A 13,904-nucleotide genomic window follows, 5' to 3' on the forward strand; every position below is an offset into this window, starting at 1 on the left:
AGTTTCACTTTATACATTATCCTTATATTTTCTTACACATCAAGGTATCTGACACTCTTCGCATGCTCATGGATAAAGTCACGTCTTGGTTCAACATTATCGCCCATCAGCGTATCAAAGATACTATCAGCAAGCATCGCATCTTCAATCGTTACTTGTAGCATCATACGAGCCTCAGGATCCATCGTCGTGTCCCACAGCTGGGTAGCATTCATTTCACCCAAACCTTTGTAGCGCTGGACATTGACCTTAACATTCTCACCAAAAGAGGCGATAATCTCATCGCGTTCCTTCTCGCTGCCTGCATAACGGATCACTTTGTTGCGTTCTATCTTGAACAAAGGCGGTTGTGCGATATAGATATAACCTGCATCTACCAGCTTCCGCATGTAACGGTAGAAGAATGTTAACAACAGAGTTCTAATATGAGCTCCATCGACGTCGGCATCCGTCATAATAACGACTTTATGGTAACGAGCCTTCGATAGGTCAAAATCTTCACTGATTCCTGTACCAAGAGCAGTAATAATAGCCCGGATCTCGGCGTTGGATAAAATACGGTCTAAGCGTGCCTTTTCTACGTTTAGAATCTTACCACGCAGCGGTAGAATCGCTTGGAAATGACGATCCCGGCCCTGCTTGGCCGATCCACCCGCAGAGTCACCTTCGACGATATACAGTTCGCTGATAGACGCATCCTTGGATGAACAGTCCGCAAGTTTACCAGGTAGTGCACTGACTTCAAGCGCACTCTTACGGCGGGTTAACTCACGAGCCTTACGAGCGGCTTCTCGTGCACGTGAAGCTGAAAGCGACTTCTCAAGGACACGGCGTGATACTGCCGGATTCTCTTCCAGGAATTCCTGTAATTTCTCTCCGAACAGTGATTCTACTATTCCACGGACTTCACTATTTCCGAGCTTAGTCTTCGTTTGACCTTCGAACTGCGGCTCTGGAATTTTGACAGAAATAATGGCTGTCAATCCTTCACGCACGTCGTCGCCAGTCAGGTTTGAATTACCATCCTTCAGCACACCCGCTTTACGGGCGTAATCGTTGATGATACGTGTTAGAGCACTTTTGAAGCCGGATTCATGCGTTCCGCCCTCATGGGTATTAATATTATTCGCAAAAGAGTAGATGTTCTCTGTATACGAATCATTATATTGGAGAGCTACTTCAACCTGAATCATATCCCGTGAGCCTTCCACGTAGATTGGATCCTCGTGCAGCGCTTCTTTTTTCTCATTCAGATATTTCACATATTCAACGATACCGCCCTCGTATTTGAACACGTTGGTGACATCGGTCCGCTCATCATGGAGTGAAAGCTCAATTCCTTTGTTAAGAAAAGCTAGCTCCCGAATACGAGTAAGCAGTGTCGCATATTCAAAGACCGTGGTTTCAGTAAAGATCTCAGGATCCGGATGGAAAGTTGTAGTCGTACCTGTCTCGTCCGTATCTCCAACAACTTTAATCTCATACTGTGGTGCACCACGTCTGTATTCCTGCTGATAAATATGCCCATCACGCTTAACATTAACAACAACCTTCTCAGACAAGGCATTTACTACGGAGATACCCACACCGTGTAAGCCGCCTGATACTTTATATCCGCCGCCGCCGAATTTACCGCCTGCATGCAGTACTGTCATTACAACTTCAAGCGTCGACTTTTTAAGTTTTTCATTTTCACCTACAGGTATGCCACGTCCATTATCGATAACAGTAATCCCGTTATCCTCATGAATAATCACTTGAATCCGGTCACAATAACCTGCTAGGGCCTCATCGATACTATTATCTACGACCTCCCACACCAAGTGATGGAGACCTTTAGAACTAGTGGAACCAATATACATGCCCGGACGTTTCCGGACAGCTTCTAGCCCTTCCAGTACCTGAATCTGGCTCTCATCATATGTCGGTTGATTCATTGACATGCCTTCACCTACTTCTTTCAGATTATCTCTTTGTTACTAAACGTAAGTTATATTTCGAGCAAAATTTTGGCTCTTTTTTTGAGAGTGGAGGAGGAAATGGGGGAGTAATACACGATATTTTTAGTTACGACAATAGATTTTGCTTCCTCTTCACCAATCCGCTCAAGCTTCTTGTCCTGCTCAGAGTGAATGACGAATTGCTTAGACACCTTGGAAGATTTCTCAATCGAAATATCAAATATTGCAATTAACTCCGAAGAGCGAATAATCTTCTCCCCGCCCAAATGAATATACATGATCTTCCTCCGCTCTTTATAACTCCACTTTTCCATCATGAACATGATATAGGCTGGCGCCCTTTAATTTATCGGCATTCAGACCCTCAATCCCAGTAGCGGTAATGAATGTCTGTACCTTGCTTTGAAAGGTTTCAATAAGCTGGGTCTGTCGGTAAGGATCAAGCTCGGATAAAACATCATCAAGAAGCAGCACAGGATATTCTCCGATTTCTTCATGGATCAGCTCGATTTCCGCCAGCTTGAGCGATAAAGCCGTTGTACGCTGCTGTCCCTGAGAACCGTAGACCTGAGCTTCCCTTCCGTTGATAAAAAAGGACAGGTCATCCCGATGGGGACCCGTCAGCGTCATGCCGCGCCTGATTTCTTGTTCTCTCGTTTGTGATAACTTTAACATAAAATTGTCTAATAAGACAGCTTCATCTTCCTCATCCCGATCGCCGAAAGAGGGGACATAAAGCAATTTCAGTTCTTCTCCGCCGTTCGTAATCCCCCGGTGTATGCTTTCAGCCCATATTTGCAGCTTCTTTATGAATTGTTTCCTTTTTTTTACGATTTTAACACCGTGCTCCACAAGTTGAGCATCCCAGATTTCCAAAAGGTCTTTTCCCGCTGCCTCTTTTCCCCACAACTGCTTTAGCAAATTGCCCCTTTGTAAGAGGATTTTTTGATACTGCTGGAGGTGAAAGAGATAACTAGGCTGGACTTGGCCAATCTCCATATCGAGAAAACGCCGTCTGATCCCAGGTGTGCCTTTTACGATCTCTAAATCTTCCGGTGCGAACATGACCACATTGAGTGATCCCACAAACTCACTAAGACGTCGTTGTTCTAAACCGTTAATCTTAGCTTTTTTACCTTTGGCAGATAGGGTGAGCTCTAGCTTGAGATCGCCGTACTTACGTTCTACCTCAGCAATGATCTGAGCAGCGTCTCCAGGGGCATCGAATGAGATAAGTTCGCGATCCTTCGAGGTGCGGTGGCTTTTGGTCATCGCCAGGACGAACAATGCCTCCATGAGGTTTGTTTTGCCTTGGGCGTTCTGACCCAGAATCAGATTCACATCGCCCAGGCTCTCCAGACGCAGCAGCCCGTAATTTCGATAATGCTGCAGACCGATATTTTTAACAAACACGAAATGGTTCCTCCCCTAGCCTACTCCTCTTTAACTCCTCCGCCTTCAACCTGAAATGTGCCGTTATCCTGCACTTCAATTTGATCACCCGGATAAAGCTTTCTTCCACGCCGTTCCTCTACTTCTCCGTTAACCAGCACATGTCCTTCTTGCAATAAAGCTTTAGCCATTCCACCTGTGGATACACAATCGGAAAGTTTCAGGAATTGATCTAGCTTGATATATCCACTGTGGATAAGTATTTTTTTCATGATTTTTATCCTTTCAGCCACTTATCCACATGTTCATGAATGTTGGCATTAATTTGTTGTACGGTAAGGCAAAATGATATACAAGCTATTGGTTTGATCGAGTGGCTTCAAAATGATCGGACTCATCATCCCTGTGAAGGCTATAACAAGCTGCTCACTCTCAATAACTTTTAGGACATCGAGCATATATTTGGAGTTGAAAGATATTTTGAGTGGTTCACCTTTGAAATCAATGACTTCAAGTTCCTCACGAACTTTACCAAGCTCGGAAGAGCTAGAAGAAATTTCAATGCCGCCTTGATCAAGTGTCTGCATGCGCACAATATTCGTTTTTTCTTCACGGGACAGCAAATAAGCACGATCAATTGATTCACTTAATTTTTTTGTGTCCAAAGTTAGTTCTGTTTTGTAGGTTGTTGGAATAATTCTAGAAGTATCCGGATAAATTCCATCGAGGATCCGTGAATAGAACAGAACTTTGTCGAGTTTAAAAAGAACTTGATTGTCCGCAACGACAATATCAACGAGCATATTTTGATCAGGGATAATTTTGCTTAGCTCATTAAGGGTTTTACCAGCGATTACGATATTGGCAAATTGGACATTCTCCGTACCTTCTAGTCTTGCTGCTCTTGTAGCTAAGCGGTGACGGTCAGTCGCTGTAAACTTAAATTCATTATCGGCCAGATTCCACAGTATACCTGTTAAAATCGGAGTTGTCTCTTGGGTAGAAATAGAAAAAGCAGTTTGTTTAATCATATTTTTCAGCAAATCACCTGGTATAGAGATAGTTTCGTTCTCCTCAATACTCGGTAGCACCGGGAATTCTTCAGGGTCTAAACCTACAATCTGAATCTCAGTGGATCCAGAAGAAATATATGTTTGGAATCCTTCTTTAACTTCCATGTGAATCTCTTTGGAGGGCAGCTTCTTAATAATCTCTACGAAAAATTTAGCGGGAAGAACAACACTTCCGGGCTGATCTATTTTCACGATCGTATGGCTGTCATTCTCTGCTGGAATAAACGATTGGATGGAAATATCGGTGTCGCTTGCAGTTAATGTGACGCCTTGATGGCTAACTTCCAGCTTAATACCGGTCAGAATAGGGATGGTTGTTCTACTGGAGATTGCTTTGGATACGTGTTGAATGGATTCGTTGAGTTCATTTTTAAGAATGCTTATTTTCATGATTTCACTCCTAGCTGAAAAATTGGGAATTTCGTTGTATTTTGTTGCTCGTTATTACGCGTCTTTACATGATGAATTATTATAGTTATTTAATAGTATTAGTAGTAGGGGCGTCTAATATGTGGATAACCCTATCAAATAGCATAAAATTAAGCCTACCCACATGTGTATAGATTGTGTATAGGCTCTTTGTTCCTCTTAGGAAGGATTTTTAATTTTCTCCGCAAGATTATTTACCACTTTGTACAACTCCTGATCGACCTTTAATGACTGTGTAATTTTATCATGCGCGTGAATTACGGTCGTATGGTCACGTCCTCCGAACGCCTCACCAATCTTAGGCAGCGAATAATCCGTTAGTTCACGGGAGAGATACATTGCGATTTGACGTGGAAACGCTACGGCTTTTGTACGTTTTCGTGCTTTGAAGTCTTCAAGGCGCAAATTGTAGTATTCACCGACTTTTTGCTGAATATCAGCGATGGTAATCATTTTTGGGCGGCTGGAAGGAATGATATCCTTGAGTGCTTCAGCTGCCAAATGTGTGGTTACATCCTGGTTGGTTAGCGAAGAGTAAGCAACAACCCGGATTAATGCACCCTCAAGCTCACGAATATTGGTATCAATCTGATTAGCAATATACATCATGGCCTCATTAGGGATATCAAGGTTCTCTGCCTTCGCCTTTTTGCGCAAAATCGCAATTCGGGTTTCTAGATCGGGTGGTTGAATATCCGTAATCAAGCCCCACTCGAACCGTGAACGCAGCCGTTCTTCCAGTGTGGGAATTTCCTTTGGCGGTCGGTCGCTGGAGATGATAATTTGCTTGCGTTCTTCGTGGAGCGCATTGAACGTATGAAAAAATTCCTCCTGCGTGGACTCTTTTCCGGCGAGGAATTGAATATCGTCAATAAGCAAAATGTCAACGTTACGATACTTATTGCGGAAGCTTTCACCGCGGTTATCACGGATCGAATTGATAAATTCATTCGTGAATTTCTCTGATGAGATGTAAATAACCTTGTTATTCGGGTTATGTTCTAGAACATAGTGCCCAATGGCATGCATTAAATGGGTTTTGCCCAGACCTACACCACCATATAAAAACAAGGGATTGTATGCTTTGGCCGGCGCTTCGGCTACTGCCAGTGAGGCTGCATGCGCAAAACGGTTGCCGGAGCCGATTACAAAAGTGTCAAAAGTGTACTTGGGATTGAGGAGATGCGTTTGCGCTTCTTCTCGTGATACTACGGGAGTGGGGGCGGATTGTTGAACCACAAGCTCAGGCGGCTTGCTTTCTTCAATCACGAATTTTACATCCACTTGTTTCCCAGTGACTTCGTAGACCGTTGCTCCTACTAGTTTGGTGTAGCGACTTTCCAGCCATTCTACTGCGAACGTTGTAGGTGCCGAGATAATGAGAACCTGGGAGTTGAAGGTTATCGCTTTAGTAGCCTTAAACCAGGTATCAAAGCTCGGCTTGCTTAATTTGGTTTGAATAATCGATAAAATTTGCTGCCATAATTCGGAAGTATGGCTGTCCACAGACTGTCACTCCTTTAAATCTTCCAAATGTGGCATCAGCCATGAAGTGGAAATGTCGAAGAAAATAGGTTGGTGCTGATATTTATCCCCAGTAGGCAATATGAAGAGACAAAAAAATATGGATAAATTTGATTTGTTCACAACTTTATCCACAGCTTGTTGATAATTAAGAGAACAAACAAATCTATTCACATTCAAAAGTAATACCATCATAGCAAAACGCCCCTTATTTTTCAATGAGCAGGGCTATTTTATCCACAAATTCAAGCACTTGTGTACAATTATTAAGAACACCACTACATATTGTTGATAATTTGTTTACGGTTCGACAACTTACGCCAAAGCTTCGATAATTTTATACACAGGTTGTGCTCATCTGTGAGTAGTCGACTTTATTTTTTGATCACAGGTGGATAACTGTCATATCTTGTGGATTACTTTTTTTTCTAATGGGAGTTGTGGACAAGCAGCTTAAATTAGAGGGAGGCTCTGGAGCCAGCAGTAGGTTGACTTTTGCGCATAAAATATGTTTAAATATATAAAGGTGTTTTCTGTAAGGATATGTCTCGATAATTAATTGATGATTCATGTAGATACTGTCCCTACTATAAGGACGGCTTAGACCGTTTCTGCTTATATGACAGTAATTAAGTTCCTGTAAGGGAGGTGCAATTATGAGACCGACATTTAGACCAAATGTGAGCAAACGTAAGAAGGTTCACGGTTTCCGTAAAAGAATGAGCACGAAAAACGGCCGTAAAGTGCTGGCAGCTCGCCGCTTGAAAGGCAGAAAAGTTTTGAGTGCGTAAGTTAGGCCACTAAGGGACCACTCCGGTGGTCTTTTTTTACTGCTTTTTATTATTTTTTGCTCTGCAAACGACTAGGATCTCGCTTAATGCGCTAGCTACACTTTGCGGGGCTATTTAACGTATATACAGAATTATTTTGTGAGAAGTTGAGAATATTTTTCTTTCTATAATATAGAAGGGAAATTTCAGCGTTGTAGTCGCGGTCGTTTATAGCGACATCCAAATGACTATACTATTAGAAGAAAAAAATTCGGAAGGATACTTTTAACCGGATTTATGAAGGAGATTCCCGTGCACAAAAAGTTACGATTACGAAACCGTGCCGACTTCAGTCGTGTATACCGCCATGGGAAGTCTTTTGCGAATCATCAATTTGTAGTGTATTGGTTTAGCAAAAAAGAGGTAGAGCGTTTTAGAGTTGGGGTATCGGTCAGTAAGAAGGTTGGAAACGCGGTTGTCCGTAACCGAATGAGAAGATTGGTGAAGGAAATCGTTCGTCATCATGAACCTGAAATCGCAGGTGGACTCGATATGGTGTTTATCGTAAGAAAAGGAGCACTTTCCATGGAATACGCAGAGCTCGAAAAAAGCGTGCTGCATGTACTGCGCAAAGCCAAGCTACTCAAGGCTTCCCGCAAATAAAGGACGCATAAGAGGCTTGTTTATTTGTATTCATAATTATGGTATGATTTACGGTGGAATGGAATGTTCAAGAGAGGGGTTTTGAAGTGTCTCTAATGAAGACTAGACGGGGAAAATGGTTTCTCCTCATCACAGTGATGGTGTTGTCGTTAGCTGTTCTGTCGGGATGCGCTCCGTCAGCTGCTGTTACGCACACTACGGAGGATTTAAAGAATGGAGGCTTCTGGCAAAGTAATGTAGTGTATTATTTCGCCATTGCCTTGGACAAGTTTGCTGATTGGTTTAACGGAGAATATGGTTTAGCCGTACTTGTGATGGTTATTATTGTCCGCACGTTGATTCTTCCGCTTACGATTAAACAGGTGAAGAGCTCGCGGGCAATGCAAGCCATTCAACCGGAACTCCAAAAGATCCAGAAAAAATATAAAGACACACCTGAAAAGGTGCAGCAAGAAACGATGCGTTTGTTCCAAGAGAATAAGGTTAATCCAATGGCGGGTTGTTTACCGCTGATCGTACAAATGCCTATCTTTATCGCTCTCTACAACTCGATCTACTATAATCCACATCTACGGGAGCACTCCTTCTTATGGCTGGAGCTAGGTAAGCCGGATCATCTGTTTATCTTACCGGTGCTAGCAGCATTAACAACATTTATACAAACCAGAATGATGACTAAAATGAACCCGATGCAACAACAAGGGCCAATGCAGTTCATGATGATGATTTATCCAGTTCTGATTTTCGTTATGTCCTACAACTTCCCAGCAGCATTGCCGCTGTACTGGGTATACAGTAACATTTACACTATTGTTCAGAACTATTTCTTATATCGCAACAATGATAAACACAAATTGGCAATCGCAAGTGCTGTGAAAAGTACAGATGACTCAAGCCCTGCTCCGAAGAGCAAAAGCGGCAACAAGTCATCGAAGGGAGCCAAAAAGTCAAAATGAGCAAAGTCGTCGCAACAGGGAAAACCATTGAAGAAGCTGTAGAACGGGGACTAACCCAGCTTGGAGTTCAAAAGGACCGGGTAACGGTCAACGTACTTGAGCAGCCATCAAGAGGATTCCTGGGATTGATCGGTGCGAAAGGTGCCAAGGTTGAGTTAACCTTGATAGCCGAAGCCGCACCGGCATCAGCGGCGAGTGCTCCGTCACTGCCTCAGCAGTCAACCAGAGAGAGCAAACAGGAGGCTAACGGCGGTGTGCCACGCCAAGATTCCGGACAACCGGTGGAGGAAGCTTACCAAGAAGCCGTTCATTTCATTGTGGATGTCGCTAAGAGCATGGGGCTCGAAGTGGAAGTAGAAATCGTCCACACCAAGGAATCCACGATTCTGCAGATATCAGGTCCAGATTTGGGACTGTTGATTGGTAGAAGAGGACAAACTCTCGATGCTCTGCAGTATTTGGCTAATATCGTAGCTAATCGTTACTCCGACAGTTTTATACGGCTTGTGCTAGATGCGGAGAACTTCCGTGAGCGGCGTAAAAAAACTCTCGAAGAGCTGGCTGATCGTTTAGCCAGTCGTGTCATTCGGACTCGTAAAGAGGTAGTACTGGAACCGATGTCACCTCAGGAGCGGAAAATTATTCACTCCAGATTACAGGATCATCGGCAAGTGAATACCCTTAGTAAGGGCGAAGAGCCAAATCGCCGCGTCGTTATAACTTTGAAGTAAAGACTATATGATGCAATGACTCCTTGACCAATGTAAGGGGTCATTGCTTTTTTAAAAATATAAGACCGTTTATAATCAAAAAATACAGGTTTTGGGGTGAAAAACAGCATGCTTAGTGACACCATTGCTGCCGTATCAACGGCATTAGGCGAGGGAGGAATTGCTATTATTCGGGTAAGTGGCCCACAGGCTATTTCCCAAGTGGCTCCTTTGTTTCGTAGCCGAGTTCCGTTAACTGAAGCGGAATCGCATACCGTTCATTATGGGCATATCGTTAGTCCGGATAACGGGGAGAAGCTGGAAGAAGTACTTGTAACCGTAATGAAGGGCCCACGTTCTTTTACTACTGAGGATGTAGTAGAGATCAGTGCTCATGGTGGTGTAATTTCTGTAAGAAGGGTGATGGATTTACTTCTTCAGCAGGAGATAAGGTTAGCCGAGCCGGGTGAGTTCACCAAGCGTGCTTTCTTGGGTGGACGTATAGATTTATCACAGGCTGAGGCGGTTATTGATCTCATTCGCTCGAAGTCGGATCGCGCGTTTTCGGTGGCTTTAAAGCAGGTCAGTGGATCCTTGTCGGATCGAATTCATGCTTTGCGTCATACACTTATTGAGATGCTGGCTCATATCGAAGTGAATATAGATTATCCAGAGCACGATGTAGAATCCATGACAGCTGAATTTATTAAAGATAAAAGCAGTGAAGTGATGGAAGGAATCACAAAGCTTCTTAAGACTTCTAATGAAGGAAAAATTCTTCGTGAGGGGATAACGACAGCTATAGTTGGTCGTCCCAATGTTGGTAAATCTTCATTATTAAACGCGTTAGCACGTGATAACAAAGCGATTGTAACAGATATTCCTGGAACAACACGTGATGTCATCGAAGAATATATAACGATAAACAACATTCCGCTTAAGTTGCTTGATACGGCGGGAATTCGTGAAACGATGGATGTAGTCGAGAAGATTGGCGTAGAACGTTCCAAGGCGGCAGTTAGTGATGCGGATCTGATTCTACTTGTGTTAAATGCTAACGAAGAGCTGCATGAGGACGAATTGGCATTGATGGAACAAATCCACGGTAGACAATGCCTAGTGATCATGAATAAAATGGACTTACCACCCAAACTGGATAAGGATAAGTTGCTCTCGAACTTTGAGGAGTCCAACATCGTACCGATGTCCGTTCTGGAAGAGGAAGGTCTAGACAAACTTGAAGATGCCATTTCGACACTCTTTTTTGGTGGAAAGCTGGAATCGGGTGACTTGACATATGTAAGTAATGTGAGACATATTGCCTTGCTCAAAAAAGCTTATAAATCGCTACAAGATGCATACGATGCGGCGGAACAGTATATACCGATTGATATGATTCAAATCGATGTACGGCTAGCATGGGAACAGCTGGGTGAAATTATTGGTGATACAGCAGCGGACTCGTTGTTAGACCAAATATTCTCGCAATTTTGTTTAGGAAAATAAGCTTTACATTTTAATATAACAATTAGGGGGAAACAGGACATGAGTTATGATGGAGGCAACTATGACGTAATCGTCATTGGCGCCGGTCATGCCGGTTGTGAAGCGGCTTTAGCATCAGCACGGATGGGCTGCAGCACATTGATGATCACAATTAACCTGGATATGGTTGCATTCATGCCCTGCAATCCGTCCATAGGCGGACCAGCCAAAGGACATGTAGTGCGTGAGATTGATGCGCTAGGCGGAGAAATGGGCCGTAATATAGATAAGACATTTATTCAGCTTCGTATGCTTAACACAGGGAAGGGACCTGCGGTGCATGCATTGCGTGCACAAGCGGATAAGTTTCTGTACCAACATGCAATGAAAGAAACCATGGAAAAAACGCCTAACCTAACGCTTCGTCAAGGCATGGTTGAGCGTCTAATCGTTGAGGATGGACGTTGTGTGGGTGTAGTTACGAAGACAGGAACGGAATACCATAGTAAGACCGTTATTTTGACCACAGGTACTTACCTGCGGGGTAAAGTGATTATGGGTGAATTGACGTATGAGAGCGGACCTAACAATCAGCAGCCATCAGTGAAGCTATCTGAGAATTTGCGGGAGCTTGGTTTTGAATTGGTGCGTTTTAAGACAGGTACACCACCACGTGTACATCGTGATACGATCGATTTCTCGAAGACAGAAATTCAACCGGGCGACGATGAGCCTAAATTCTTTTCGTTTGAGACGAAATCATCCAACAATGAACAGCTACCTTGTTGGTTGACCTATACCTCTGAGGTTACTCATCAGATTATTAATGACAACCTTCATCGTGCGCCGATGTTTACGGGTATTATTGAAGGAACAGGTCCACGTTATTGCCCATCAATTGAAGATAAAGTAGTAAGATTTAGTGATAAATCTAAGCATCAGATCTTTTTAGAGCCAGAAGGAAAAAATACATCGGAATACTATGTACAAGGTCTGTCGACTAGTCTTCCTGAGGATGTACAGCTAGCGATTCTGCGTTCCATCCCTGGTATGGAAAAGGTAGAGATGATGCGTAACGGCTATGCTATTGAATATGATGCAATGGTTCCTACACAGCTATGGCCATCTCTTGAAACTAAACGTCTACCAGGTTTGTTCACTGCTGGACAAATCAATGGTACTTCCGGTTATGAGGAAGCGGCTGGCCAAGGTGTAATGGCTGGAATTAATGCAGCGCGCAAAGTGCAAGACAAAGAACCCGTAATCTTAGATCGTTCACAGGGATACATTGGTGTACTCATTGATGATCTGGTGACTAAGGGGACTAATGAACCGTATCGTCTGCTAACCTCACGTGCGGAATATCGTTTGCTGCTCCGTCATGACAATGCAGATCTAAGACTTACGCCTATCGGTTATGATATTGGTTTGATCACTCAAGAGCGTTTCGATAACTTTGTAGACAAGAAGGAACGGGTGGAACGTGAAATTGTCCGCCTACAAGAGAAAAAGGTTAAACCTGTTGAGGTAAATGATATTCTAGCACAATATGAATCAGCGCCTATAGTAGATGGCAGCAATTTGCTTGTTCTAATGCGTCGTCCGGAGCTTGATTATAGCTTTGTAGATCAAGTTTCACCATCACCCGAAATGCTAGACGCAGAGATGAAGGAACAAGTGGAAATTCAAATTAAATATGCCGGATATATCGAAAAACAGCTTCAACATGTGGAGCGCCTGCAAAAGATGGAAAAGAAGAAAATTCCGGATGACATTAACTATAATGAGATTCATGGATTAGCGATGGAAGCGCGGCAAAAGATGACTAAGATTCGCCCGATCTCTATCGGTCAGGCTTCTCGGATAGCAGGGGTTACACCTGCAGATATTTCTATTCTTCTCGTATATCTTGAGCATTACAACCGGGTAACCGCGGCGAAAGGATAATCTATGGATAATACGGAACTACAATTCACACAGCTTTTACAGGAACGAGGGATTACACTTACAGCGGAACAATTGAAGCAATTTGATCTCTACTATAAAGAACTCGTATCCTGGAATGAAAAAATGAATCTTACCGGAATAACAGAGCGTGAGCAGGTTTACACGAAACATTTTTATGATTCGATTTCGCTAGCTTTTTTCATTAATATCAATGAGATAAACAATTTGGCAGACATTGGATCGGGAGCTGGATTTCCAGGGATTCCGCTTAAAATTTGTTTTCCACATTTGAAGCTTACGATTGTTGATTCATTGAGTAAACGAATCTCTTTTCTGCAGCATGTCTGTACGACGTTAAAATTAACGGATGTGCAATTGATTCATGGTCGTGCGGAGGATATTGCCCGGCAATTTAAGCATCGTGATGCTTATGATTTGGTGACCGCACGTGCAGTGGCAAGATTATCCTTGTTGAATGAATTCTGCCTTCCTTTTACACGTAAGGATGGATTTTTCGCTGCCATGAAGGGGAGCGATCCATCAGAAGAATTAAGTGAGGCGAAGTACAGTTTAAAAGAGCTTCGTGCTCAACTTAGTAAAGTGGAGTCTTTCAGCTTGCCTGTGGAAGAGTCGGCGCGACATATTGTCATTATTCGTAAGACAGGTGCTACTCCTGCTAAGTACCCACGAAAAGCGGGAATTCCTGCCAAAACACCACTTATCAAATAATGTTTCACGTGAAACATTGGCATAGGTAAATATATTTAAGGTCATCCTCTATCTTAAAAGGGGATGACCTTTTTTTGTGGGGAATTGCGATAGCGATCTCTAATGAACATTAATTAAAAGATAAACTAAATTGATATGTTTATAAGGCTGTTATCATTATGAAAATGCAGGAAAAATAGGTCTTTACGGAGAATATGATTATGTAGAGAAAAGTGATAGAATAGCATAGTAGACTTTTAATTTTGTATATAACTCCTTCTCTGTA

At 43.0% G+C, this 13,904-nt stretch carries 13 protein-coding genes; 7 read left to right on the forward strand and 6 right to left on the reverse strand.

Annotated features, from left to right (window positions below):
• Window positions 1-32 precede the first annotated feature (32 nt).
• From gyrB to dnaA, 6 genes are all read right to left on the reverse strand, one after another.
• On the reverse strand, window positions 33-1,943 hold the full coding sequence (gene gyrB, locus CA600_RS08015) for a DNA topoisomerase (ATP-hydrolyzing) subunit B (protein WP_094869718.1): 1,911 nt from the start codon (window positions 1,941-1,943) through the stop codon (window positions 33-35).
• Between the two features lie 47 nt (window positions 1,944-1,990).
• Window positions 1,991-2,239, reverse strand: coding sequence for an extracellular matrix regulator RemB (remB, locus tag CA600_RS08020; RefSeq protein WP_036677731.1), 249 nt, complete (start codon window positions 2,237-2,239; stop codon window positions 1,991-1,993).
• A gap of 16 nt (window positions 2,240-2,255) precedes the next feature.
• A complete protein-coding gene (recF, locus tag CA600_RS08025) occupies window positions 2,256-3,374 on the reverse strand; it encodes a DNA replication/repair protein RecF (RefSeq protein WP_042123050.1) in 1,119 nt (372 codons plus the stop codon).
• Between the two features lie 20 nt (window positions 3,375-3,394).
• Window positions 3,395-3,625, reverse strand: a complete 231-nt coding sequence (gene yaaA / locus CA600_RS08030) for a S4 domain-containing protein YaaA (RefSeq protein ID WP_042123047.1) — start codon at window positions 3,623-3,625, stop codon at window positions 3,395-3,397.
• A gap of 48 nt (window positions 3,626-3,673) precedes the next feature.
• Complete coding sequence (dnaN, locus tag CA600_RS08035) at window positions 3,674-4,816, reverse strand: DNA polymerase III subunit beta (RefSeq protein WP_094869719.1); 1,143 nt, start codon at window positions 4,814-4,816, stop codon at window positions 3,674-3,676.
• 198 nt (window positions 4,817-5,014) lie between these two features.
• Window positions 5,015-6,361, reverse strand: a complete 1,347-nt coding sequence (gene dnaA / locus CA600_RS08040; protein ID WP_042183777.1) for a chromosomal replication initiator protein DnaA — start codon at window positions 6,359-6,361, stop codon at window positions 5,015-5,017.
• Between the two features lie 674 nt (window positions 6,362-7,035).
• Here dnaA and rpmH point away from each other — a divergent pair.
• The 7 genes from rpmH to rsmG all read left to right on the forward strand — a co-directional run bounded on the left by rpmH (window position 7,036) and on the right by rsmG (window position 13,639).
• Window positions 7,036-7,170, forward strand: a complete 135-nt coding sequence (gene rpmH / locus CA600_RS08050; RefSeq protein WP_039295761.1) for a 50S ribosomal protein L34 — start codon at window positions 7,036-7,038, stop codon at window positions 7,168-7,170.
• 291 nt (window positions 7,171-7,461) lie between these two features.
• Complete coding sequence (gene rnpA / locus CA600_RS08055; protein ID WP_042193070.1) at window positions 7,462-7,812, forward strand: ribonuclease P protein component; 351 nt, start codon at window positions 7,462-7,464, stop codon at window positions 7,810-7,812.
• 86 nt (window positions 7,813-7,898) lie between these two features.
• Window positions 7,899-8,768, forward strand: coding sequence for a YidC/Oxa1 family membrane protein insertase (locus CA600_RS08060; RefSeq protein ID WP_094869720.1), 870 nt, complete (start codon window positions 7,899-7,901; stop codon window positions 8,766-8,768).
• Window positions 8,765-9,499, forward strand: a complete 735-nt coding sequence (gene jag / locus CA600_RS08065; RefSeq protein ID WP_042193066.1) for an RNA-binding cell elongation regulator Jag/EloR — start codon at window positions 8,765-8,767, stop codon at window positions 9,497-9,499. Before CA600_RS08060 ends, jag begins: the two co-directional genes overlap by 4 nt.
• Window positions 9,500-9,607: 108 nt before the next feature.
• Window positions 9,608-10,984 carry a tRNA uridine-5-carboxymethylaminomethyl(34) synthesis GTPase MnmE gene (mnmE, locus tag CA600_RS08070; protein WP_094869721.1) on the forward strand — a complete coding sequence of 459 codons (1,377 nt, stop codon included), beginning with the start codon at window positions 9,608-9,610 and terminating at the stop codon, window positions 10,982-10,984.
• A gap of 39 nt (window positions 10,985-11,023) precedes the next feature.
• Window positions 11,024-12,910, forward strand: coding sequence for a tRNA uridine-5-carboxymethylaminomethyl(34) synthesis enzyme MnmG (mnmG, locus tag CA600_RS08075; protein WP_094869722.1), 1,887 nt, complete (start codon window positions 11,024-11,026; stop codon window positions 12,908-12,910).
• A gap of 3 nt (window positions 12,911-12,913) precedes the next feature.
• Complete coding sequence (gene rsmG / locus CA600_RS08080; protein WP_094869723.1) at window positions 12,914-13,639, forward strand: 16S rRNA (guanine(527)-N(7))-methyltransferase RsmG; 726 nt, start codon at window positions 12,914-12,916, stop codon at window positions 13,637-13,639.
• The last annotated feature ends 265 nt before the right edge of the window (window positions 13,640-13,904 follow it).

The sequence above is a fragment of the Paenibacillus sp. VTT E-133280 genome, from assembly GCF_002264385.1.
In the GTDB taxonomy this organism is placed as follows: domain Bacteria; phylum Bacillota; class Bacilli; order Paenibacillales; family Paenibacillaceae; genus Paenibacillus_AQ; species Paenibacillus_AQ nitricinens.

Coding starts and splice junctions, on each gene's coding strand:
- gyrB (WP_094869718.1), bottom strand. CDS start 1,943: ATGTCAATGAATCAACCGACATATGATGAGAGCCAGATTCAGGTACTG.
- remB (WP_036677731.1), bottom strand. CDS start 2,239: ATGTATATTCATTTGGGCGGGGAGAAGATTATTCGCTCTTCGGAGTTA.
- yaaA (WP_042123047.1), bottom strand. CDS start 3,625: ATGAAAAAAATACTTATCCACAGTGGATATATCAAGCTAGATCAATTC.
- dnaN (WP_094869719.1), bottom strand. CDS start 4,816: ATGAAAATAAGCATTCTTAAAAATGAACTCAACGAATCCATTCAACAC.
- rpmH (WP_039295761.1), top strand. CDS start 7,036: ATGAGACCGACATTTAGACCAAATGTGAGCAAACGTAAGAAGGTTCAC.
- jag (WP_042193066.1), top strand. CDS start 8,765: ATGAGCAAAGTCGTCGCAACAGGGAAAACCATTGAAGAAGCTGTAGAA.
- mnmE (WP_094869721.1), top strand. CDS start 9,608: ATGCTTAGTGACACCATTGCTGCCGTATCAACGGCATTAGGCGAGGGA.
- mnmG (WP_094869722.1), top strand. CDS start 11,024: ATGAGTTATGATGGAGGCAACTATGACGTAATCGTCATTGGCGCCGGT.
- rsmG (WP_094869723.1), top strand. CDS start 12,914: ATGGATAATACGGAACTACAATTCACACAGCTTTTACAGGAACGAGGG.